The sequence below is a fragment of the Algibacter sp. genome, from assembly GCF_039977455.1.
In the GTDB taxonomy this organism is placed as follows: Bacteria; Bacteroidota; Bacteroidia; order Flavobacteriales; family Flavobacteriaceae; genus Algibacter_B.
The window spans coordinates 1-23,023 of the sequence record NZ_JBDWDG010000012.1; the positions used below are offsets into that span (position 1 = coordinate 1).

General features: G+C 29.7%; 22 protein-coding genes. All 22 read right to left on the reverse strand.

The features are described 5' to 3' along the window. Window positions 1-939, reverse strand: a 939-nt coding sequence (locus ABJM36_RS03030) for an MBOAT family O-acyltransferase (RefSeq protein ID WP_348449043.1), incomplete at its 3' end; no start/stop codon positions are given. A 15-nt stretch (window positions 940-954) separates the two neighbouring features. Continuing rightward, entirely contained in the window at window positions 955-2,361 is a 1,407-nt protein-coding gene (locus ABJM36_RS03035) for a UDP-glycosyltransferase (RefSeq protein WP_348449045.1), read from the reverse strand. A 4-nt stretch (window positions 2,362-2,365) separates the two neighbouring features. Next, window positions 2,366-3,064 (reverse strand): acylneuraminate cytidylyltransferase family protein, encoded by a 699-nt coding sequence (locus tag ABJM36_RS03040; RefSeq protein ID WP_348449047.1) that lies wholly within the window; start codon window positions 3,062-3,064, stop codon window positions 2,366-2,368. Further along, window positions 3,064-4,224: a UDP-N-acetylglucosamine 2-epimerase gene (gene neuC, locus ABJM36_RS03045; protein ID WP_348449049.1), complete on the reverse strand. Its 1,161-nt coding sequence runs from the start codon at window positions 4,222-4,224 to the stop codon at window positions 3,064-3,066. The genes ABJM36_RS03040 and neuC overlap by 1 nt, the downstream gene beginning before the upstream one ends. 2 nt (window positions 4,225-4,226) lie before the next feature. Further along, on the reverse strand, window positions 4,227-4,871 hold the full coding sequence (locus tag ABJM36_RS03050) for a hypothetical protein (RefSeq protein ID WP_348449051.1): 645 nt from the start codon (window positions 4,869-4,871) through the stop codon (window positions 4,227-4,229). Beyond that, complete coding sequence (locus ABJM36_RS03055) at window positions 4,868-5,863, reverse strand: N-acetylneuraminate synthase family protein (RefSeq protein WP_348449053.1); 996 nt, start codon at window positions 5,861-5,863, stop codon at window positions 4,868-4,870. The genes ABJM36_RS03050 and ABJM36_RS03055 overlap by 4 nt, the downstream gene beginning before the upstream one ends. Window positions 5,864-5,951: 88 nt before the next feature. Continuing rightward, the gene (locus tag ABJM36_RS03060) at window positions 5,952-6,770 is read right to left on the reverse strand and encodes a polysaccharide pyruvyl transferase family protein (RefSeq protein WP_348449055.1); all 819 of its coding nucleotides are present in this window, start codon (window positions 6,768-6,770) and stop codon (window positions 5,952-5,954) included. Beyond that, the gene (locus tag ABJM36_RS03065) at window positions 6,770-7,861 is read right to left on the reverse strand and encodes a glycosyltransferase (RefSeq protein WP_348449057.1); all 1,092 of its coding nucleotides are present in this window, start codon (window positions 7,859-7,861) and stop codon (window positions 6,770-6,772) included. The genes ABJM36_RS03060 and ABJM36_RS03065 overlap by 1 nt, the downstream gene beginning before the upstream one ends. After that, window positions 7,858-8,730 (reverse strand): hypothetical protein, encoded by an 873-nt coding sequence (locus tag ABJM36_RS03070; RefSeq protein ID WP_348449059.1) that lies wholly within the window; start codon window positions 8,728-8,730, stop codon window positions 7,858-7,860. Before ABJM36_RS03070 ends, ABJM36_RS03065 begins: the two co-directional genes overlap by 4 nt. Further along, window positions 8,731-9,885 carry a glycosyltransferase gene (locus tag ABJM36_RS03075; RefSeq protein WP_348449061.1) on the reverse strand — a complete coding sequence of 385 codons (1,155 nt, stop codon included), beginning with the start codon at window positions 9,883-9,885 and terminating at the stop codon, window positions 8,731-8,733. Beyond that, the gene (locus ABJM36_RS03080; protein WP_348449063.1) at window positions 9,886-11,151 is read right to left on the reverse strand and encodes a UDP-glycosyltransferase; all 1,266 of its coding nucleotides are present in this window, start codon (window positions 11,149-11,151) and stop codon (window positions 9,886-9,888) included. Further along, window positions 11,148-12,092 carry a glycosyltransferase family 2 protein gene (locus ABJM36_RS03085; protein WP_348449065.1) on the reverse strand — a complete coding sequence of 315 codons (945 nt, stop codon included), beginning with the start codon at window positions 12,090-12,092 and terminating at the stop codon, window positions 11,148-11,150. The genes ABJM36_RS03080 and ABJM36_RS03085 overlap by 4 nt, the downstream gene beginning before the upstream one ends. Continuing rightward, the gene (locus ABJM36_RS03090; protein WP_348449067.1) at window positions 12,089-13,009 is read right to left on the reverse strand and encodes a glycosyltransferase family 2 protein; all 921 of its coding nucleotides are present in this window, start codon (window positions 13,007-13,009) and stop codon (window positions 12,089-12,091) included. The genes ABJM36_RS03085 and ABJM36_RS03090 overlap by 4 nt, the downstream gene beginning before the upstream one ends. Before the next feature lie 6 nt (window positions 13,010-13,015). After that, the gene (locus ABJM36_RS03095) at window positions 13,016-13,840 is read right to left on the reverse strand and encodes a glycosyltransferase (RefSeq protein ID WP_348449069.1); all 825 of its coding nucleotides are present in this window, start codon (window positions 13,838-13,840) and stop codon (window positions 13,016-13,018) included. A 5-nt stretch (window positions 13,841-13,845) separates the two neighbouring features. Further along, window positions 13,846-14,763 carry a glycosyltransferase family 2 protein gene (locus ABJM36_RS03100; protein WP_348449071.1) on the reverse strand — a complete coding sequence of 306 codons (918 nt, stop codon included), beginning with the start codon at window positions 14,761-14,763 and terminating at the stop codon, window positions 13,846-13,848. 18 nt (window positions 14,764-14,781) lie between these two features. Beyond that, entirely contained in the window at window positions 14,782-15,897 is a 1,116-nt protein-coding gene (locus tag ABJM36_RS03105; RefSeq protein WP_348449073.1) for a glycosyltransferase, read from the reverse strand. Beyond that, the gene (locus ABJM36_RS03110) at window positions 15,894-16,595 is read right to left on the reverse strand and encodes a class I SAM-dependent methyltransferase (protein ID WP_348449075.1); all 702 of its coding nucleotides are present in this window, start codon (window positions 16,593-16,595) and stop codon (window positions 15,894-15,896) included. The genes ABJM36_RS03105 and ABJM36_RS03110 overlap by 4 nt, the downstream gene beginning before the upstream one ends. After that, window positions 16,595-17,488 carry a class I SAM-dependent methyltransferase gene (locus ABJM36_RS03115; protein ID WP_348449077.1) on the reverse strand — a complete coding sequence of 298 codons (894 nt, stop codon included), beginning with the start codon at window positions 17,486-17,488 and terminating at the stop codon, window positions 16,595-16,597. Before ABJM36_RS03115 ends, ABJM36_RS03110 begins: the two co-directional genes overlap by 1 nt. Then, window positions 17,481-18,764: a polysaccharide ABC transporter ATP-binding protein gene (locus ABJM36_RS03120; protein WP_348449079.1), complete on the reverse strand. Its 1,284-nt coding sequence runs from the start codon at window positions 18,762-18,764 to the stop codon at window positions 17,481-17,483. The genes ABJM36_RS03115 and ABJM36_RS03120 overlap by 8 nt, the downstream gene beginning before the upstream one ends. Next, window positions 18,757-19,635, reverse strand: a complete 879-nt coding sequence (locus ABJM36_RS03125) for a class I SAM-dependent methyltransferase (RefSeq protein ID WP_348449081.1) — start codon at window positions 19,633-19,635, stop codon at window positions 18,757-18,759. The genes ABJM36_RS03120 and ABJM36_RS03125 overlap by 8 nt, the downstream gene beginning before the upstream one ends. Beyond that, window positions 19,635-20,525: an ABC transporter permease gene (locus ABJM36_RS03130; protein ID WP_348449083.1), complete on the reverse strand. Its 891-nt coding sequence runs from the start codon at window positions 20,523-20,525 to the stop codon at window positions 19,635-19,637. The genes ABJM36_RS03125 and ABJM36_RS03130 overlap by 1 nt, the downstream gene beginning before the upstream one ends. A gap of 8 nt (window positions 20,526-20,533) precedes the next feature. After that, window positions 20,534-23,005 carry a polysaccharide biosynthesis tyrosine autokinase gene (locus ABJM36_RS03135; RefSeq protein ID WP_348449085.1) on the reverse strand — a complete coding sequence of 824 codons (2,472 nt, stop codon included), beginning with the start codon at window positions 23,003-23,005 and terminating at the stop codon, window positions 20,534-20,536. Between the last annotated feature and the right edge of the window lie 18 nt (window positions 23,006-23,023).

Sequence of the window (23,023 nt, forward strand, 5' to 3'; positions counted from 1 at the left end):
TCTTAGTTGCTTTGTTTTACTAGTTCGAGATCCTCCTAACGGAATATATAAATAATCTCTAAACCATGTAGAGAGCGATATGTGCCATCGCCTCCAAAACTCTGCTACATCCCTAGAGAAATAAGGATAATTAAAATTTTGCATTAAATTAAATCCAAAAAGTCTAGAAGTACCAATAGCTATATCACTATAACCGGAAAAATCGCCATAAATTTGAAAGGCAAAATAAATAGCTCCTAAGATTAAGGTTAACGTATTTAAATCCTCATAGTTATCAAAAATCACATTTACATAATTTGCACAACTATCTGCAATAACTACTTTTTTAAATAATCCCCAAATAATTAAGTGAATACCTGATTTAGCTTTTTCAAAATTAAAAACACGTGGTATTGAAAATTGCGGAAGTAAATTAGTAGCTCTTTCAATAGGCCCAGCTACAAGCTGAGGAAAGAAAGCAACAAAAGTAGCAAAATTGACAAAATCATGAGTGGGTTTTAATTTTTTACGATATACATCAATAGTATAACTTAAGGTTTGAAAGGTATAAAAAGAGATACCAACTGGTAATATAATTTGCATGGTAGATGCATGCATTTTTACACCTATAAGTTCCCAGCTATTTATCCAACTCTCAACAAAGAAATTATAGTATTTAAAAAAGCCTAACATCCCTAAATTAAATACTAAACTTATTCCTAATAAAACTTTTCGTTTTTTAAATACAGTTTCATTTTTAAGGGTAATGCCAATTACAAAATCCATAATAGTACTAAGTGCAATAAGTATTAGAAAACGATAATCCCACCAGCCATAAAAAAAATAACTTGCTACTAATAAAAGTATATTTTGAGATATAACACGTTTTTTAAGTACAAACCAATACAAAAAGAACACCGTTGGCAGAAATATTAAAAAAGCAATAGAATTAAAAAACATAAGTAGTCCTGATTATTAATGTTTTATTAATAATTTACTAATATTTTGCAAGATGCGATTGGATGCATTTTCTGGTAATTCATGGTTTATAACATTAAACCAGTCTTGAGCAGCTTTAATGGTTCTTTCAGGAGCTTTTAAAAGATTTTCAATTTTTATAGCAATCTCTTCTGGATTATTTAGCCACACCACAGCCTCCTCGGATGGTTTAGATCTAAAATGCACATAATTGTACACGTAAACTCCTTTTTCTGGTTTTTCTTCAGCATTAAAATAATTATAGTTCATATACATACATGGCTTTTTATGTATGGCATAGTCAAAAACCATTGATGACCCTAAATTAATAACAATTGCTGTATGAGCGGCCAATGTTGCCAACAATTTAGAATCTTGAACAGTTGGAAAAATGGTATTCCAAACGTGTCCTTCTTTTTTCCAAATTGGCGCTATTGGAGTAATTATATCATTAAATTCTTTAATAACTACATCATATCTTTTAGATACATCTACAGGGCATCTTCTAAAAATTAACCCTAAATTATATCCTTTTAAATTTAACAATCTTAAAGCTAAAGCTACATCTCTTAGATATAATGGGTCTTTAGGTGAGGTTGTAACATCATCTCCACTATAACATAAATATGTAATATTTAAATTTAAGTCATGGTGTTTATAAAACGTATTCTTAGACACAATGTTATTTGCTTTAAAATGAGGCTCAAATTGCGGAGTTCCAGTAACTTGCACTTGATTATCTACTACAAATGGCTGGTACTTTAAAAGTTCATTTTTCATGTATTTACTCCACACATGGTAGAAATCTGTTTGAACATCTACAGTAGCCTTAGGTAAATTATCCCAAGAATAAATAAAGCCAATAGTTGGTATTTGCAACGATTTTGCTGCTAAAATCGGTGCGATAGCCAAAGCAGAACGCTGACTTGTACAATAAACTACATCCGGCTTATAACTTTCCAATAGTGCAATACAAGATTGGTAATAGGCCGTACTAGATTCTAATTTATTTATTTGATTTCTTACAAGTTGTAATCCTTTTTCTGAATTGAATAGAAATATTAAAAGTTTAGTGATAAGGCTTTTAAAACTATTTTTTAAGCCGTTAAATGGTAACGAAAAAGAATACTTTAAATAAATAGGATCGTTAAACCTTTTCTTATAACAATTAAGTTCGATACGCTTACGTACATTTTTTAAAATGGTGGTGTATTTGTGTAATCGAGAATTAGATAATTCTATTTGGTTAATACCTAAATCATTTAAATTGAAGGATGTGTTGTTCCAAAAAACAATATCAAAATTATTCTGTTCTCCATATTTATAAAAATTTGTATAAGCAAAATTCCTTAAGCTTACACCATCGGTTAAAAGAACTAATATTTTGGTTTTTGGTTTGGTCACACTTTTATTTTTTATTGCTTTTTAAATAATTTTCTGCTTTTACCCAATCGGCCATAGTATCTATATTAACATCAACATGTAATGGAGATTGTATATATGTCAAGGTATTGCCATACAAAGAGTCTTGCTCTAAAACCACATCCGTTTTTGTTAAATAAATTATACCATCTCTATGATATGTTACTGGTAAATCTTGGCGTCTAGGAATAATATTATTTTCTCCTGTTGAAATTATTAAGTTACCAGTATCATTAACTTTAAAGGTCCAATGTGGATTATATTCGTCTGGCACTTTTTTTACAGATACTAGTGCATCTGTATCACTTTCAATAAATTTTTTAATAGCCTCATCTAAAAATCTTGTTGTTTTAAAAGGACTTGTAACTTGTAATAAACATACAGCATCAAATTGAATACCTTGCTTCTTATAAAAATTTAAAGCATGCTGTATAACTGGTAATGTAGGTGAATTATCCTGTGCTAAATCTGATGGTCTTTTAAATGGCACCTCCAAATTTAATTTCTGAGCTACTTTTATTATAGCATCATCATCTGAGCTTAAAATTAATTTGGACAGATATTCCGACTTATTTGCTACATCCACGGTATATTGCAGTAAAGGCTTTCCGTCTAAAAGTTTAATATTTTTTCCAGGAACCGTTTTAGATCCTCCACGTGCTGGTATAATTCCTAAAATCCTCATTAGTAGGTAATAGTTTTATGAAAACGAAGTTTAACTGTAGCCAAAATATCAGCAATTTTCATTCCCGAATCTCCTACTCCATAAATATCACTTTGCTTAATATTTTCAGCCTTTTCTAGTCTATTTTCAATACCTTTTAAAATACCTTCACTGTTATAAGAAACATCCATAACATTTTCTCCGCGTGCTCTTCCATTTTGCCGTGTTCCAATATTTACTACTGGCACTCCTAAAAAAGCGCACTCCCTAATACCAACACTTGAGTTACCTATTAAACATTTACTGTTTAATAATAACCTTAAAAAATCATCGGGAACCATATTCTTGAAAAAATGAATATTTTCTGGTTGGTGTTTTTCACGGTAAGAACGTATTCCGTTTGATGTTCCATCTGCACCAGCATCCACATTTGGCCAAAACCAAAATGTTGGAATACCCAATTCATGTACAACCTTCAAAGTGGTTGTAACATGGGTTCTTGCTTCATCGTACTCGGTGGTTACAGGATGTTGCATAACAACCATATAGCCGTTTTCCCAATTGATATCCTTCCCTACACCACCATATTTAATTATAGGATCAAAATTTAATTTTGGTGATTTTTGAACATTCATGGCAATATCTATTGAGGGACAACCTGTATTAAATATATAATTATCCTCTTCACCCATTTTTAGTAAACGAGCTTTAGCATCGGCCGAAGCAACTAAATGAATATCGGCTAACTTAGTATTGGCATGCCTTACTTTTTCATCAATATTACCTGTAACTTCTCCTCCCTGAATATGCACCAAAGGTATATTTTGATATGCGGCAGCAATAGAAGTTGCAATAGTTTCAAAACGATCAGCAATAGTAACTACAGCATCAGGTTTTAAGTTATAAAAAACAGTTGCCAATTCCATAACACCCAAACCGGTAGTTTTAGCCATAGAGGTTTTATTCTCTCCTTCCAATACCATAAAAACTTTGGCATCAATTTTAAATCCATCTTTTTCGATGTAATGGACAGCATTCCCATAACGGTCTAGTAATGCTGATCCTGCTATAACTAATTGCAACTCTAAATCTGCATGGTTTTTTATTGCTGTTAATGCCGTTTTTATTCTGCTGTAAGAGGGTCTTGCTGTAATTACAACACAAATTTTACGCTTTGCCATTTTTAATTTAAATATTTTCTGTACATATTAATTAGCTTTGTTTTAACTTTCTCTGTAAAACAATATACTAATTGACTATTATTTGGATTTAAAAAAAGTAATTTAATACCCCCTTGCCAATGCCCTGGTAGGCCAACACCATTAGGATTGTTTTTCCTCAAACTTATTGAGTGTACAAACTTAGCCTTAGGAAACAAGGTTTTTAGATCATTTACTTGCGTTATTCTATCGCCTTCTATTGCTATTATGGCATCAGATTCTAATTGACTTGATAAGCTTAAAATGTTATCATAACTTCCATCAACTATTACTAAATCAAACTTTTTTCTTAATTCAAACACTTTATCAATTCCTGGTAAAACCGTTAAAGTATTATAATTTTTTTCATTTAAATTTTTCTTTAAACTTTCTAAACAAAACGAGTTGTTTTCTGTACCTACATAGCACATATTCTCTGTTTTATTATTATTTAAAATAGTATCAGAAATACTACCAATACCCAAACCAACTTCTAGAATAGATAATCTTTTAAATTTCTTAGTAACTTCTAGTAACTTATAAATAGCAAATTCACTAGCAATATGTTGAGACCCCTCAAAAGCACTAAACTTTAAATGATTTTGTTTTGCTATTTCTCTTATATTCATATATCCTCTTCTTTTAAAAACTCCCACTTAGACATATTACGTTTAAGTGTTGCTCCAATAATATTTTTAAATTGTAAGGCACTAATACCTCTATTAGCAGGTTTTTTTGCTTCTAAATCCTCAAATTTAATGATATTGCCTTTTACAAGGTCTTTATTTACTGCTAATGATTTCTCGAAAATTAATTTTAATTCTGAAAACTTACTTATATCATTTTTATCAATTGGAGATTGATTGGCTACTTCAATATTTCTAACGGCTTTAACTAACTCTCTAATTTCCTCAATAGTTAGAGATGATGTGGTATCTGGCCCAAAAACCTCTTTATTTAAAACGGCATGAAATTCCAATATTTCGGCACCTAAAACTTTAGCCGCAATGCAGGTTTCAATTTTAGCAGAATGATCTGAAAAACCTACCGGAATATTATATCTTTTTTTTAGCTCTGTAATAACGTTTAACCCATACTCCTTGGGTTCAGTTGGATATGCTGTAGTACATTGCAAAACGGCTAATTCTATGCCTTTTTCAATCATAAAATTAACAGCTTTATCCAACTCAATATACGAACTCATCCCTGATGATAATATAACAGGCTTGTTAGTTCTTGAAATACGCTCTAATAGTAAAAAATTTGTTACTTCACCTGAACCAATTTTGTATCGTTTAACACCAACCTCTTCTAGTAAATCAACTGCGGCATTGCTAAACGGCGAACTCATAAACTCAATTCCAACCTCATCACAATGCTGCTTAAGTCCTTTCCATTCTGCAAGAGTAAACTCCATACGCTTCCAATAATCAAAACGTGTTGCATCTTGATCGGAAAATTTTACTCGAAAAGGCTCGTAAATACTACTTTCGGCCTCGGCTATATGTGTTTGAAACTTAATAGCATTTACACCTGTTTGTGCTATAGCATCAATATAACTATGCGCAACATCTATACTTCCATTATGTGCTTGACCAATTTCGGCTATTAAAAAACTCATAATTATAAATTCTTGTTATGAAACATGGCAATTTAATAATTAAAATGACCGTGATAAAAGGAAAACCTATTTTGTTGCATATTTTAAACTACTTAAATGGACAAACGCCCATTAAACCCACTTTAAGCTTACTAATAACACCTTGTTTTGGTAAAGCTTCTTCTTTTTGAAATAATTTACCTAGTGCATCGTTATCTAACAAAACGTCATTAGCCATAGGAATGTAAGGCGCTATTTCTACCGACTTAAAATAGTCTACAAACTTAATATTATCACCAAATAATTTATCAGAAAACTTGATCCATAAGGCCGGTATATTGTACGTATGCGATACTATAATTCCATGAAGTGACGAAGACATAATATAATTACATTGCAATATTTGATTGGTTGTTTTCTCTATATTATTCGTCATTAAATCAATTATCAACACATTATTTAAATGACCATATTTTGCTTTAACAAACTCATAATCTACATAATGTGGAATAACACCTATTTTATGAGTTTTAGTTATAACCGGATTGTAATAATCTGGTAATAACAACGCCGGATCACCAAACACTTCTGGCACCACATAACCTTGGTTTATTAAAGCATTCCTTGTTTCTGGACCTCTTACTGCCAAAAACTTTGCGGCTTTTACCTCTTGATTTTTAGTAATAATGCCACTCCCCCAAACAATACATTTTTTGTTAACATGGGCTAAAATACTCCCCGCGGTCACATATATAGGCTGCCAAAAATTGAAAACTCGAAACCTTTTAGGGTACACAAAAGATACATTCTGTTTGGAAATTTTTTCAACCAAGTATTTTCCTAAAACATCTCCATAGTTTTCTTTATCCTTCTCCATTAGCAAGGACTCACTCCACCAAAACAATTGTATTTTTTTCCTTTTACTCATTATTGTCTTAAATCTATAGTAAATTCTATGGTTTTTAAATCTTTAGCGACTTGATACTTGTAATTGTGATCCCTATAATTAAATAGAATTTTTTGTAGAATGAAATCGTTAACCTGTTTCATTGACAGATAGGGTTGCGTTTGCTTATTTAAAGCTTTTTTTAGTTTGTATTTTGATGTTGTTGAATAATGAGATTCCTTAAACACAACTTTTAGAATCATAGAATTAACAAGCGGTAATTCATAATTTAAAAAATGATTAACATGAGCCTCAATATTTTCTATTTCTATAACTTCTGAAGGTTTACTTAGCGTATTATAATCTGATGGGGTATAATATTTTCTATCTTGAACATCATTTAACTGAAATTCTTGCTTTTCTTTATGCCTTAAATAATGCCTTTGATTTATTCGCTGAATATTAGTTAATCTTGGTGAAATAGTTAATTGCTCTTTAAGTTTTTGCGGATATCTTTCATGCCATTGATGAAGCAAAACATGTAACTCACATCTATTTAATTTACAACCCGAGACTATTAATCTAAAATTTAAATCTTCATCTTCCGAACCATAAAAATGAAAAAACTCATCTAATCCACCGACTTTTTGCAATGCTTTTTTAGGAAATAAGCCTACTCCAAATGTATCGCCAAAATGCTTTGCCTTTAACTCTTTAAAATTTGAGATTTCTATAACTTTTGGACTTATATTTTCTGGCAAATATCCAATTTTAAATAAAGAGAATTGATTTGTCTTAATTAAAGATGCTATAGTTTCTGCAAAACTAGGAGCTACAATTACATCTACATCTGCAATAAAAATAGCACTTGTTTTAGCTTTGGTTAAACCATAATTAAGCGCTTTACTTTTATTCCACAATAAACCTTCATGACCAACATAATAGTAAGATACAAACTCAAAACTTTCAACAACCTCTTTTATTGGTTTTGAATAATAAGAGGTGCTTCCATAATCGATAAAAACGACTTCAAAATTCTTAGAAGTCTGGTTTTTAAGTGACAATAAAGACAACCTAATCCTATTGGGTTCTCTATTCCTGAAAGCATAAATTATTGAGAAAGTAGTAATCATTTTAAATTATAAATTGAAAAATATGGTTTATTAAAATGAATACTATCAGGCTTTTGTGTCTTATTTGCTAATGCCTTTAATATATTTTTTAAATATTGAGGCAAATATTTTTTTAAAGGTTTTCGTTTTACTTCATTTTTTAAACTAGACCTCTGCCCCTTCCATTTTAATTGTGCGTAATCCATTTGTAATGGTTGGTTATCAAACAAGGTTGTATCTTCTATTTTTTTGGCTAATACATAAATATAAACTGGTTTTGTATTTGTAAACTGAATACGTTGATGCTTTACACTAGTATCGGGCACATTATAAAAAGTCGTATCTAAATCATCTACAAAAATAACAACATCAATTAATTCGAATCCATTTTCTTTGCATAACACTCTATAAAAAAGCTCTGAACTAAATTGATAAAACCCATGACCAAAAAAATTATTACAAGGGTAAATACCCATAAAATGCCCGCCAACTTGTGTTAATTCCATACAGTTTTTAATGGCTTGAGGAAAATTAAAAACATGCTCTAAAGTGCCAGAATCCAATACAAATGTATACTTGTTTTTATAAGTATTAGGGATTGGTTTATTTAAATCTTGAATAATTGTAGCATCTTCGTAATTTGAAGCATCAATTGAATGAATATCTTTCCCTCCTATTTCCTTAAAAAAAGCATCTGCAAAGGTATTTTCTTTATTTATAAGATTAGAAATATTATCTATACAATACTCAAATTTTTCTAAACTTATGGCTAATTGATTGGGGTTTAAGTGTAGGTTTTGGCGCCCCACCATTAGTATTTTATCTAAATTAATGTATCTTTTATGCTTAGCACTTAAAATCAATTCACACATGTTTTTTGTAAGTCCCATTTATTGAATTTTTAAAGCATTCTTTTCTATTTCTACATATTTATCCAACACTCCTTTTTTTATAAATGAATAGTCTAATTTTTGCCTCAATTCCCTATTTATATAAAAAGCTTTTTCTATTTGCAAAGGATTATTTATTGCATATTTTATTTGACTTTTAATACCATTTACATCTTCACTATTATTGATTAAAGTACCGTTATACCCATCGCTTAATATTTCGGCTGTTGCGCTTCCAGGATTAGATTGAATTGGATATGCTCCCATAACTATAGCCTCGAGTAATGTATTAGGCATACCATCAGAAATTGAATTACCTATATAAATATAACTTCGTCCCATTAATTTGAGTAGGTCTTTATGTGATAGTTTTCCTGTGCAGCTAAAGTTTTCCCAGGTATTTAAACCAATAGATTCAACATGGCTTTTTACTAAGTTGTTTTCAGAAAAAACGACGATATCAAAATCAGACAAATCAACTTTCAACATTTTTATAGCATCTAAAACCAAGTTACAACGTCCAAACTTATGCTGATACCCTTTAATTATAATGGTTTTTCTTTCTTCAAAAGGTATGTTAAAAGCGTCGTACTCTGATATAAGGTAACCTCCTCCTCCAGGAAAGGCACCTAAAAACTCACCTCTAAAACCATACTTTTTAGCTATAACATAGTCTCGCTCGCAATCTGTAAATAAGTAATCAATATTAGGTAAAGTTCGTTTAATACCTTCCAAATATTTTTTTTCATTTTGATAATAAAACAAATCGTTGCCCCATGCAGAATAGATCCATTTTATATTTCTGTTTTTTTGCATAACATGCAATATAGGAACACTAGACATATACATAACGAAACTCTGAACAACATCTGGTTTTATGTCATTTAACAAACCCTCAAACACATCTGCGGCCTTACGATCATTAATTATTTGTATTTTTTTATATAATTTGGGTAATCTTTTTTTAATAAAAAATCGTCCAGGAAAATTCCATTTGCGCTTCCATCCTACAATTTGATTTACCCACGAAATAGCTTCAATAGTTCGACCTCCATCATTAATATCAAACCAATACACCTCATGACCAGCGTCTTGAAGTTGATTAGTCCATCTAAAAAAATGGATAGATGACATAGATACCATTAATATTTTCATTTAACTATTTCCTTTTTTTTCATTTAATAATATCGATTTAGAATAATCAACCGATAAATAATGTAATAAATCGGGCCTATTAAGTTTTAAATTATTGGGCTTATTTTTCCATACTTTATACAAATCTGCTATTACGTTGGATAACTTATCTACTTCATTAAAATCAATTAAATAAGGATAATCTTTTCCTAAGAGCCGCTTACATTCACTATAATATGGACCAATTAAAACTATAGGCTTATTGGCTGCTACACAATGCGGAAATTTACCTGGTAAAAACGGACTAATTTCAGATTTTGCTTCTAAAATTACATTTATACTTGTTTGCTGTTGCATGTTATACACCTTGCCAAAATCCTCATAACCATTACTAATATATAACTGAGGTATTTCATTTTGCATTTTATTTAAATACTCCTGAAAAACAGATTTTTTCCCAATAAATAATAAAGCAGAATCTTGCTTAGCTTCCGGATTAATATTTAAAAATTGCTTGTAGGCTTCAATTAAAGGAGCCGGATCTCTTAAGTTTAATAAATTACCAGCATGTAATATATTAAACTTATTTAGATCAAAATACTCTGGTATATTTTCTGGTTGGGTCTTATTAATAACTAAAGGGTGCGGAATTATAAGGCTCTTATCTTTAATTTCTACATAATAACTCTCCATCCACTCTTTAAGAAGTAAACTAGGAAAAACAACTTTATAGGCTTTTTTAGTTATATCCATAAAAAAGTAGCGCTTTTTTTTATAACCATATTCTATATAATTATATGGCCTAGGATATAAATGATGAGGGTATGGGTCATGTACAAAAGCAAACCATTTATTATGCCATTCTGGAAGTTTTAATAAGGCGGCATGCGAACGAAAACTAGAGCCTTGACTAAAGGTCCATACCATATTATAGTGATTAATATCTATATGTTTAATGGCCTTGTATATACTATTCCTGTCGTTAAAGAAACCAAATGAAAAACCAAAAACAGAGCTCGATATATTGCCTATATCTAGCTTTAGCCAACGGTGAATTAACCTATGTAACCTACTTAATAGATACATTAAGTTAAATTTAGACTCGTGGATAGCTGTATTTTTTACGTTATCAATTTCAATATTCTTTTGCGTGAAATGATATACCTCTGGGTTAAAACCAGCTGCTTTAAAGCTATGTATAAAAGCTAAGCGCCCTTTAGCTGCACTGTTAGCATTAACATCCAAAGACTCTGTAATTATTAATATTTTCGAAGATGTATTACTCATATCTTAAATAGTGTTTCTCCTCGATTTGTAAGTCTATAAATTGGAATATAGAAAAAAATAATTTTAATAAGCTTCCATTTAAAACTAGTTTTAAAAAAAACAGATAATAGGCCTAAAATTTGTTTAAATACTAAATTATCGAACTTATAATAAATAGCTTTTTTAATTGCTTGAAACATTTTATTAAGTAATGCTTTTTGATACGGTTTGCTTAGTCTATTTTTTTTCCAGAGTAAATTAAATATAATATACCTTGATGTAAAAGATGATTTAAATTTTTTTTCCGAAACCTCATTACCAATACGGTCTTGGTGCCTTCTTACATATATAGTTTTCGAATTAAAACTATCAAACCTTAACCCATCAATAACTTGCGATAAATGAAAGGTCCATTCTTGCGAACTAGATAGCTCTTCTCTAAATGGTCTTATTGGTAATGCTTCTTTTTTCCATAACACAGCTGCAGTTTGCCAACTAACTTTTGATGTTAACATATCTTCAATTAAATCATTTTTTGAAAAAATAGCAGACCAATTTTCTTCTCTGTCTCCCATAATTTTCTTAAAAGTTCCTGCAATTGATACCGATGCAATAATATGTTCATCTTTATGGTGAATGGCTAAATGTTCTTCTAGATGATTAACAGCCATTAAATCATCACTATCAAGCCAATTTACATACATTCCATTACTATTTTGTAATCCAAAATTTCGGCATGCATTAGCGCCTTTTAAACGATTACCTGGACGTTTTAAATAATGAAATTTAGAGTTTTTTAAACAAAATTGCGTAACAACATCTTGAGTATTGTCGGTAGAATGATCGTCTACAATAAAACACTCAAAATCAAGATGCGATTGTTTCTGAACACTTTTTAATGTATCCAATATAAGGTGACCTCGATTGTACGTTGGTATTATTACACTAACTAAAATACTCATGAAATATAGTGAAAACCTTTACTTTTGTTAATAAATCTACTATTCAAAATTTCTTTCTTAGTTTGCTTTGCTAAGCTAAGTTTTTTATAATATCCCTTAACCTCTTTAAAATTTAATTTTACTAAAGATTTTACAATATTTTTTAAAGCTTTAAAAAATTCTGTTCTATATTCTTTTTGTTTAAATGGCATATTAATATTAGCATATTTTAAACCTATAAACTTTTTATAAGCTGTGTAATATCTATCAGTAAATTTAATCTTGGGTTTAGATTCCCTTTCCTCTCTATCGTGACTAATAAAAGTAGAATTTATAACACCGATTTTAATATTATGAAATCGAGCGCGTTGACAATAGTTCTCATCTTCACCATAATGAAAAAACATAGGATCGAATCCTCCAACTTTACTTAAACAAGCTTTTGAAACTAACCAAGCAGCGGCATTAATAAAAAACACATCTAACACTTTTGGATTAGCTTCTTTATTAAAAAATTGATTTGTAAATAAGGGTGAATTTGTTATGTATTTTGAAAACTGAAAATCCAATTCTGTGCTCTTTCCATTGTAATGAATTGGACTTAGTAAACCATAAGTTGGATTATCTAAATTAAACGCGACTAATTCTGAAACCGTATTTGGCTGAATATAGACATCTTGATTAATTAAAAACACATGAGTTGCACCGCGTTTTAACCCTTCTGAAACTCCTAAATTATTAGCTTTACCAAACCCCAAATTAGTAGATTGCGGAAAAATCAAAACATTAGGAAAATTAGAATTCACAAAAGCGATAGTTTCATCTTTAGAATTATTATCAACCATAATAACTTCTGCTTGATTGCCTATTGCAAGCAAGCAACGTTCTATCCATGGCATAGCGTTATAAGACACAATAATGCAAAAAACTTTTATCATTAAGCTTTAACCTTTTCTTTTTCTAAAAATAAGTGTATTAAATATTACTTTCAATGCATTTTTTCTACTATACTTTAACGCTTCAAATTCACGTTTCATCTTATTCATTTTTTTTACTAGTTCTGGATAAGTTCCAATATTTTTTATAAAAAAATCAATATGCTTTTTTGAAATATACTCGTAAAGTATTTTATAATTATTAAATATGATTGAGCGATTTCTTGATTGGTTATTGATACGATAAAAGAAACATACTTTTGGTATTTGATAAACTTTAGCACCGTTTTTTAAAATATGAATCCAAAACTCCCAATCTTCTAGACCTTCTTTCATTTTTTCGTCATAGCCTCCAACTCTTTTCCAATCTTCTTTCTTAAAAAAAGCCGCATTAAAAATAATATTTGACTCTGCCATTCTTTGTAAAGAATATTCTGGTAAAATCCATTTACCTCTCTTTTCTCCAAACTTTTCCGCTTCACTATACACTAAAGATAAACTAGGATTTTGTAAAAACGCTGCTATAGCCAATTGAATATAATCTTTTGAAATTAAATCATCGGCATCCAAACACAAAACAATACTACCTTTTGATAATGTGATCCCTGTATTTCTAGCAACTGAAACTCCAAGGTTAGGCTGAGTAATATAAATAAATCTATCATCTTTTACAGCCCAATTTTTTGCAACCTCTTCAGTTTTGTCTGTGGATCCATCATTAACAATCAAACATTCCCAATGAACATAGGTCTGCTTATAAACAGACTCTAAAGTTTCGGCTAACCAAATACTTTGATTAAAACATGGAATTATTATTGATATTAATTGAGACATCTAAACTATTTTTTACTAATAAAAAATTTATTTATTTTTATTATTAACCTACGAATTAAGGAAGTCTGATACCAATTGTATAGAAATACATCTACAAAAAAGTATAAATTTTTATAAACCAGCCCTGGATAGGTTATTTTAATATTTTTATATAGTAATTTTTTATTATTAAAAACATAAGATTTACTTTCATTTTTAAGTCTCTTAGATATTTTACGCCAAATTTTAATAGCCGCCTCTGCTTTTTCAATACTGCTATAAATACTTGTTGAGTTACCATCATTTTGTTTGTAAAAAACCGAAGTATTTATTGCACAATAAAATTTATTCACATATTTGAAAATTCGAGACATAAATTCCCCATCTTGATTGACAATTAAACTTTCATCCCATCCTCCAGATTTCATAACAACGTCTCTACTCATTAAGTAGGCATGAATAGGGAAATACCCTTTAGATATTGCTAATGCATTTAAAAACCCCCTAATGTTATCAAAATCATTAAAACTAGAGTAATTCGAATATGTGATTAGTTTATTTGGATTTGTAAACCTACCCCAAATTGATGTAATTAAATTTGAAGAATCCTCTTTCATTAATAAAACCTGTTCTTCTAATTTATTTTCAGAAAGAAAATCATCACTATCCAACCATTGTATATACTTTCCTTTACTATTTTCAAATCCAAAATTCCTGCAGGCATTTGCCCCTTTCAACCTTTTTACTGGCCTTAAATAATAAGAAATTCTAGAATCTTTTTCACAATATTTGGCAAGCAAATTAAAGGTTTCATCGGTACTTCCATCATCAACAATTATACATTCCCAATTAGAGTATGTTTGAGATAATACACTGTTTAATGTTTCGCCAATTACATGAGCTCTATTAAATGTAGGAATGATAATGGAAACTAGTGGTTGCATAAATAAAAATAATTAGCTTTAATTTTTAGCGGATGCTAATATGCTTTGTAATTTATCAATATGTTTCTCCATACTAAAATTATTTTTAACAAATATTTTCCCTGTTGCTCCTAGTTTTTTAGCAAAACTAACATCATCCAAAACTTGAAGCATATTTTGGCTCATGGATAATACATCATGTTCTTTACTAAGCAAACCAGTTTTTCCATGTAAAATAACATCGGGTATGCCAGCATGATATGTAGAAATTACAGGTAACCCTGCAATACTTGCTTCTAAAACAGCAACTGGAGTACCTTCCATATCACCATCATCAGCCGTTATTGAATGTTGAACAAATGCCAATGATTCTTGAAGTAAGCACCTATATTTTTCTGATGTGATTACCCCTAATAATTTTACAGAATTTTGTAATTTAAAATGAGTAATTAAATTTTTACAAACGTTAACTAAATAGCCATCTCCAGCCATTAATAAAATAGCATCTGGGTGAGTTTTTAAAATATCCTTAAAAGCCAAAATAGTATAATATGGCGCTTTCTTATTGGTAAACCTTCCAACGGCTATAAATTGTTTCTTCGAGAATTGCGGATTTATTTTAAAAAAATCAGTTGAAGCAGCACAAGGATTATATTCAATTTTATTTTCTATACAACCTAAACATCTAAGGTTCTGTTGCATAATTTTTGAAACAGCAATTACTTTAGAAGATATTTGGAATACCTCTTTATAGCTATTACAATTTTCAATAACTTTTTTCCTGCTAGCATCATAACCATGAAAATGCACTACTACGGGTAAATTGGAAGCTTTTAAAACATTTTTCAATTTAAATGCATGATTTCCATACTCAACTAAAACGACATCTATATTGTGCTTTTTAAGCGATTTCACAATAAAGTATTCGCTAATATACTGGCTAGGTTTATTAAATAACTTAATAAATATTTTAAGTAGCACACGAGTAAATCTATTTGATAAAACGCCATGATTTTCTAACTTCATGTTAAAAACAGTACCATAATAATAAAACACTAAACCCTTAATATTATTTTTATGCGCCTGAATAAATGTTTCCGAATATGGGTTTTTACTAGGCGTAAATATAGCTATATTCAAATTATTTATTTTCATTTTCTCGCTGTACCATTTAACCCCGTTATCATTTGACCTTCTTTAAATATAACGTTTTCTGGCTTATCTAATTTATTTAAATAATTAATTACTGGCTTTACAGCATATAATAACCATTTACGTTTTGCTTTTGGCATAGGGCTTCGTTTAACCCACAACCCTAACATTTGCGCCATAGATGCATGCCAACCGCCTGATGCCTTTATCTCTATATCTTTAAATCCAGAGTTTTCTAAATGACGTTTTAATGAAAATGGTGTATACCTATATTCATCATGAGGTACTTCATGTAAATTCCATAGAAAAGGAACGGTAAAAAAAAAGATACCTTCAGGTTTCAAAATACGATGAACTTCTTTTAAAACAATTTCTGGGTCTGGGCAATGCTCTAAAACTTCAGTTCCAATAGAACAACTAAAGCTATTATTTTTAAAAGGCATCGTTATTCCATCCCATGTAAAATCAGGTTTTATTTTAGTATCATAAACCAATGCTTGTTCAATATCTAAACCTATATATTTTGAAACCTTGGAATGCTTTAAAATATAATTTTTATATGGCATTTTACCGCATCCAATATCCAATAAAGATTCATTGAAATAAGGTAAGGTTTTCTTTAAGCTTTCAAATATTGAATTTCGAATATAATATCGATCTAAATTTTTGCTATTAAGCTTTATATCAATAAAATCATCCATTAACTTACTTTTTTATAAACTACTAACACATTCCTTCCTTTTATAAATTTACACAACACTTTTTTCAAAATCTTAGGTATATACTTATTAAGAGTTTTCAAAACAGTTTTTATAAAAATATTAGAATTATGGATGTGAAAATTTAAAAAATACTTATAAGACTTCTCTAAAGGCTCAAAGACCATTTCTTCTAGTTTTAATGGGAAAATATTTTGTAAAGCAATTAATGATTCTTTATTCCAAAGACCAGCATGGTGAGGTGGTAAATTTAAGGTATGGTATTTATCACTTACAAATAAATAGGGGTTATTATTTGGAACTCCTATTATTAAGTAACCTCCTTCTTTTAATGCATCCACAGATGATTTTATAAAATAATGAACCTCAGTAATATGCTCTAAAACTTGAAAGTAACATATTATTGAATACTCACTATTATGCTCTAAAGCTTCTTGTTGAATTAACTTTTCTTCAACGTTGAATCCTTGAGATTTGCATTGTTTTACTGCATGAGGATTTAATTCCAATCCCTTAGCCTTGACATTTTTTTGCTTTAATAAATCTAAAAACAATCCAAAACCAGATCCTACTTCTAAAACAGAATCTGATTTATCAATAAATTTTAAAGCTACGTTATGTTCCCATCTATGTGAATAATAACTTTTTCTATTCTTTGATAAATCATCATAAAATCGTGCATCTCCAATTGAAAAGAATGGATAATAAAACCGATAGCCCGTTTTAACACATTTATACAGCGAAATAGAATCTTCTAAAAAAAAGCGCTGAACATCAATGTTCATTTTTTTATAGGCAGATATAATTTTTTTAGATTCAAATGTTTCAATTAACTTGGTCTGTCCAGCATTAGAATTTAAAGGGCTTTTAATCATCTATATCATTTAATTTTAAAACGTTCCAAATTGTATCATCCTCCTTATACACAGCTGTTCCAGCCCCCCAATAATACGGTCGTTTACTGGTGTTAATAATTTTAAAAGAACATACTTCGGTAAGTTTATTAATATTTATTTTGGTGAAATTATCTGCAAAATAAACATTCAATTTATAATCCCCTTGATATAGTTTAATATTTTTAATTTCCGAAACTAATTTATATACTCCTTTAGATTTTGCAAATTCTTGTTCAGAATTTAAAATTAATTCATGAATTAATGGAATATTATCCCTATTAAGAATTTGGTAAGATAATGCTGGTTGGTAAAGTGATCCGTCACTAAATAATTCAATTTCAACTTTTAAACCCTTATTGTATTCATGAATTCCTCCTTTTTCGCTTGTTAAAACTTTAACAGACTTTATAAAAGATGTATTACTGCTTGAAGTAGTATTTTCATAAGTTAACGACCTACTATTTTCTTCCTTCAAATAATTTTCTATTCCGTCATCTACACTGCCTTCAAAAACACTTCTTCCATTTTTTAATACCATTACCCTAGTACATAAACTCTTTACAGCCGCCATATTATGACTAACAAATAAAACGGTTCGACCATCTCCTTTCGCTATGTCTTGCATTTTACCAATAGCTTTCTTTTGAAACTCAGCATCACCAACCGCCAATACCTCATCAATAACTAAAATCTCAGGTTCTAAATGTGCTGCAACTGCAAACGCCAAACGTACACGCATACCCGAAGAGTATCTTTTTACAGGAGTATCTATAAAACGCTGACACCCACTAAACTCAATAATTTCTTGTTCTTTTCCCCAAATTTCTTTTTTGGTCATTCCTAAAATAGCCCCGTTAAGGTAAATATTTTCTCGACCAGTCATTTCTGGATGAAACCCAGTACCTACTTCAAGTAAGGAAGCTATACTACCTTTTGTTTTAATTTCGCCGGTGGAAGGGCTAGTAACCCTAGAAAGTATTTTTAAAAGAGTAGACTTTCCCGCTCCATTTTTACCAATAATTCCTAAAACCTCGCCGCGTTTAACTTCAAAATTAATGTCCTTCAAGGCCCAAACATAATCGCTTTTACTGGTAGTACTTCTATCGTTAGCCTCACCTACTTTTAAAAACGGATCATCTTTACCCCTTATTTTATGCCACCATCTTGTTAAATCATGACTTAGCGTACCTGAACTAACTAAACCTAATCGATATTGCTTAGAGATATTGCTAGCCTTTAATATAATATCAGACATGATTTATAGATTTTGGCTTTTTGTAAATTATGGTTTGACTTCTTGCTCCCAAACGTTGTATAACTTTTGGTGCATACTTTTCCAATTTTAACGCTGTTCTTCTATATTTTCTAAGAGTTTTAGTAGAAAACGGTAAAATACGATAAAAACGTTCTAACATTCCCATTGGAATAATTTCTGAAACATCAAAAAACTGAAGTCCCAACTGCTTAAAGTGTGTCGAACTATTATCCCTTTCTGGATGTGGATCTAAGTCTTCCCATTCCTTAAAAGCTTTTGGACTAAATAATTTAGATGGTCTATTATTCATTGGTACTGCCCAACGTAAATTATCTAAGAACGTACTATTTACGGCCGGCTCGAAAAAACGAGCTTCACCTCCAGGTTTTAATACTTGACTAATTTTTTTTACTACCTCTAGCTCATGATCCAAAGTTAAATGATGAAGAAATGCTTTACCAATAACCATATCAAAGGATTCCGTTAATATGCTATGGTTTGTAAAATCCCCCTTAACAAATGTAATTTTATGTTCAAATTTATAATTAGCATTTAAGGCTTTTATAATATCCCCGCTATAATCGGAAATATCATTTGCCACCACTTTTGCCCCCAAAGCCGCCATCACTGCTACATTTGCACAATTTCCACAACCTAATTCTAAAATTTTATTACCTTTAATAGAGTCTTTAAAATTGTTTATATACATCCCTACCCAACTAATATCTGTAGTGGTAGCATCACTTAAAAATGCATCTAAATTATTTAAAGTTTTTAAAAGCCCATTTATATTAACACCCTTATACTTTTTGTCGTAAAAGTCCCTATTCTTATTAATATTGGAAATACTCTCGTTTTTTATTGCCTTCATTACACAGTGTCTATAAAGCTTTTTTCAGTTTTATTAAAAATTATTAAGCCTATTAAAAATAAAAATGAACTTATTAAAATAACATATATAATTTTAGGTATTGAAAACTCTCCAACTCCAAGTACTATATATCTAAAAGTTTCAATAATAGTTGTCATAGGGTTATATTCTATAAATAATCCCGCAAGCTGAGGAAGCCTATCCTCTGCCACTTTAGTTTTAATTAACTCAAGAGGATACATAACCGCAGAGGCATACATTAATAATTGAACACCAAAAGTAACCAAGTAAGATAGGTCTCTATATTTGGTAGTCATTGATGATATAATCATACCAAAACCTAAACCTAATATCCCCATAAAAAACACTAATACTGGTAATAAAAGTAATTCAATTTGCGGAAAAATTTGGGTAGCTTGATTTGTAAAAAATAAAAAATAAATATAAAAACCAATCAAAACCAATAACTGGATACCAAACTTAATAAGGTTTGATACCACAACCGAAATAGGCATTATAACCCGAGGAAAATAGACTTTACCAAAAATACTTTGATTTTTTTTAAACGTATCACTAGTACCAACTAAACATTCTTTAAAATAGTTCCACAAAGTAATACCTGCCAAATTAAATAAAAATGAAGGCACACCATTTCCTGTACTTATATTCGCTAAGTTATTAAATACTAAGGTAAAAATTACAGATGTAAATAAGGGCTGAATTAAATACCACAATGGACCCAAAATAGTTTGTTTATACAATGTAACAACGTTACGTTTTACAAACAAAATCATTAAATCTTTGTACCTCCAAATTTCCTTAAAATTTAAATCAATAAATTTATGTTTTGGAGAAATTACATAAAGCCAGTTTTCATTTTTACTAATCAACGTGTATTTTAGTTTTTATTAATTTTAAAAAAGGACTTTACTCGATTCATAATTGATTTCTTTTCAGAATCATCATCATTATAACCATTACCATAACTTCCATAACCGTATCCATAACCATAACCATATCCATAGCCATAGCCGTACTTTCCTTTTTGATTATAACCATTATATACAAAACTTAAATTATCGATTTCTCCTTTAACGTATTTACTATTAATTAAGTTAAGCATACCTTTTTTGGTGTAATCTTGTCGTACAACATAAACCGTAGCATCAGCATATTCAGTTAATTCTAAAGCGTCAGCAACAAGGCCAATTGGAGGGGTATCTAACACAATATAATCATAAGTATTTTTTAAATAATTTATAATCTCATTCATTTTTTCATTCATCAATAACTCTGATGGATTTGGTGGTATTGGTCCTGAGGTAATTACATCTAAATTAGCAACTTTAGTCTTCTGGATAACTTCCTCAACCTCTTTTTGCCCAATTAAATAATTTACAACACCAACATCATTTTTAATTTCAAAATCACCAAATATCTTTGGTTTTCTTAGATCTAATCCTACCAAAATTACTTTTTTACCACTCATAGCAAAAACAGTAGCAATATTAATAGAACAAAATGTTTTTCCTTCTCCACTGACAGATGATGTTACCATAACCGTTTTTGAACCTTCTAAATTATGTTTTTTATAAAAAAACTGCAAACCCGACCTAATTGACCTAAAACCTTCAGCTATGGTAGATTTTGGTTTTAGGTGTACTACCATATTATTTTCTAAATTATTTTCACCTACTACACCTAATAACGGAATATTAGAAAGCTTTTCTAAAACTTGTGGGTTATGAAGTTTATTATCTAAAAACGTTAGTAAAAAAGCTAGTAATAAGGGTGGTAAAACACCACCTATAATAGCAAATAAATATCTTGAACTTAATCGTAAATCTATAGGAGTTGCTCCCGTATCCTTTGCAGGGTCTATTATTACAATATCTGAAACACTAGCAGATTTTATAATATCTGCCTCACCGCGCTTAGCTAAAAATACATTATACGTTTTTTCACTAAGCGCATATTGTCTTTCTATATCAAATAATTTCTGCTGTGATTTTGGAAGCTTTCTTATTTTACCATCCTCAATAGCTATTTTATTATTTAAAGCTTGTTGCTCTCTTTTTAATTCAGTTTTTGCAGAATTTATATTTTCTAAAAGAACTAATTTTAATCCTTCAATTTCTCGATTTAAATCGGCAAATATGGTAGCATCTTTTCTTACAGTTGTACTATACTTAGATTTTTGTACCGATAATGCATTAATTTTAGAAATGTTGGAAAGAATATTACTTTCATCAATACCAGAAATAGAAGGCGCAGGAACTTCTGTAAATGAATTGCTTGTTTTTAAATAGTTTTCTAAGCTGCTGTAATAGGCTAATTTTCTATTTACCTCATCTTTTTTTGTCTCAAGTGAAGTTAGTTTTGCGTTAATGGTAATACTTTCATTAGTTAAATCAAATATTCGATTTTTTTGTTTATAATTATTTAAAGAATCTGCATTAATAGTTAATTGAGACTTTACTCTATCTAATTGACTATCAATAAAGGCAATCGTATTTGTTACAAATTGATTTTTTCTATTTAATTGGTCATCACTTAATACAGCTACAGTTTCGTTTAAATAATCAACTATTTTATCTTTATTAACATCTACAATACTTAGATTTAAAGTTGGTGAATTTCTAGGGTTCTCAATAGTTAATTTTTTTCTGTACTTAGCTGTTACGCCATCAAAATCACTAAATTGTATAAAATACTCATCGTTAACAATTGGTTGCCTATTCTCAGCCAAATATATTACCCCGTTTACAAATGGAGTACTAATAGTATCGCCTAAAGTAAATTGTTCATTAAACCCTCCTAAAGGGACATCGATATTAGCTCTTTTCTTTGAATCGTAATTCTGAGCTTTTGCTAAATTCGATTCAAAATTTATAGAAAGTAAAAATTTGTTATTTTCAAGAAATGTTATTTTAATAGGATTATTTAATATTTGATTAGTATTTGGCATTAAATTAATCCTAATCGGTGAGGCCTTATAAATATCATCTTTCCTAAATCTAGCTTGCTTTAAGTAGGATATATAAAATTGTAAATTATCAACTACTTTCTCATGAATAGATCGCGATCTTAAAGAAGTCATTATAGTTTGAACCTTACCTGTAACACCTCCCCAATTAAATGTTAAACTTGTTGTTGAAGTAAATAATGGATTAGATTCTTCTTCTACCGAAATTTGGGTACTTAATCTATAAGATTGTTGTTTACGGATATTTTGTTGATAAACTATAAATATACCAAGACCTATAAATAAAACAAATAGTTTCCAATAACTTAAAACCTTTATCAAAAACGCTTTTACATCAAATGAAGGTAGCGATTGTGATTCTGAAATTTCGAATTCCTCTTCCATAGTTTAGTCTAATAAAGT

Excerpts from the sequence above, each read along its gene's own strand:
- ABJM36_RS03040 (WP_348449047.1), bottom strand. The coding sequence starts at position 3,064 with ATGAGGATTTTAGGAATTATACCAGCACGTGGAGGATCTAAAACGGTT.
- neuC (WP_348449049.1), bottom strand. The coding sequence starts at position 4,224 with ATGGCAAAGCGTAAAATTTGTGTTGTAATTACAGCAAGACCCTCTTAC.
- ABJM36_RS03050 (WP_348449051.1), bottom strand. The coding sequence starts at position 4,871 with ATGAATATAAGAGAAATAGCAAAACAAAATCATTTAAAGTTTAGTGCT.
- ABJM36_RS03055 (WP_348449053.1), bottom strand. The coding sequence starts at position 5,863 with ATGAGTTTTTTAATAGCCGAAATTGGTCAAGCACATAATGGAAGTATA.
- ABJM36_RS03060 (WP_348449055.1), bottom strand. The coding sequence starts at position 6,770 with ATGAGTAAAAGGAAAAAAATACAATTGTTTTGGTGGAGTGAGTCCTTG.
- ABJM36_RS03065 (WP_348449057.1), bottom strand. The coding sequence starts at position 7,861 with ATGATTACTACTTTCTCAATAATTTATGCTTTCAGGAATAGAGAACCC.
- ABJM36_RS03070 (WP_348449059.1), bottom strand. The coding sequence starts at position 8,730 with ATGGGACTTACAAAAAACATGTGTGAATTGATTTTAAGTGCTAAGCAT.
- ABJM36_RS03075 (WP_348449061.1), bottom strand. The coding sequence starts at position 9,885 with ATGAAAATATTAATGGTATCTATGTCATCTATCCATTTTTTTAGATGG.
- ABJM36_RS03080 (WP_348449063.1), bottom strand. The coding sequence starts at position 11,151 with ATGAGTAATACATCTTCGAAAATATTAATAATTACAGAGTCTTTGGAT.
- ABJM36_RS03085 (WP_348449065.1), bottom strand. The coding sequence starts at position 12,092 with ATGAGTATTTTAGTTAGTGTAATAATACCAACGTACAATCGAGGTCAC.
- ABJM36_RS03090 (WP_348449067.1), bottom strand. The coding sequence starts at position 13,009 with ATGATAAAAGTTTTTTGCATTATTGTGTCTTATAACGCTATGCCATGG.
- ABJM36_RS03095 (WP_348449069.1), bottom strand. The coding sequence starts at position 13,840 with ATGTCTCAATTAATATCAATAATAATTCCATGTTTTAATCAAAGTATT.
- ABJM36_RS03100 (WP_348449071.1), bottom strand. The coding sequence starts at position 14,763 with ATGCAACCACTAGTTTCCATTATCATTCCTACATTTAATAGAGCTCAT.
- ABJM36_RS03105 (WP_348449073.1), bottom strand. The coding sequence starts at position 15,897 with ATGAAAATAAATAATTTGAATATAGCTATATTTACGCCTAGTAAAAAC.
- ABJM36_RS03110 (WP_348449075.1), bottom strand. The coding sequence starts at position 16,595 with ATGGATGATTTTATTGATATAAAGCTTAATAGCAAAAATTTAGATCGA.
- ABJM36_RS03115 (WP_348449077.1), bottom strand. The coding sequence starts at position 17,488 with ATGATTAAAAGCCCTTTAAATTCTAATGCTGGACAGACCAAGTTAATT.
- ABJM36_RS03120 (WP_348449079.1), bottom strand. The coding sequence starts at position 18,764 with ATGTCTGATATTATATTAAAGGCTAGCAATATCTCTAAGCAATATCGA.
- ABJM36_RS03125 (WP_348449081.1), bottom strand. The coding sequence starts at position 19,635 with ATGAAGGCAATAAAAAACGAGAGTATTTCCAATATTAATAAGAATAGG.
- ABJM36_RS03135 (WP_348449085.1), bottom strand. The coding sequence starts at position 23,005 with ATGGAAGAGGAATTCGAAATTTCAGAATCACAATCGCTACCTTCATTT.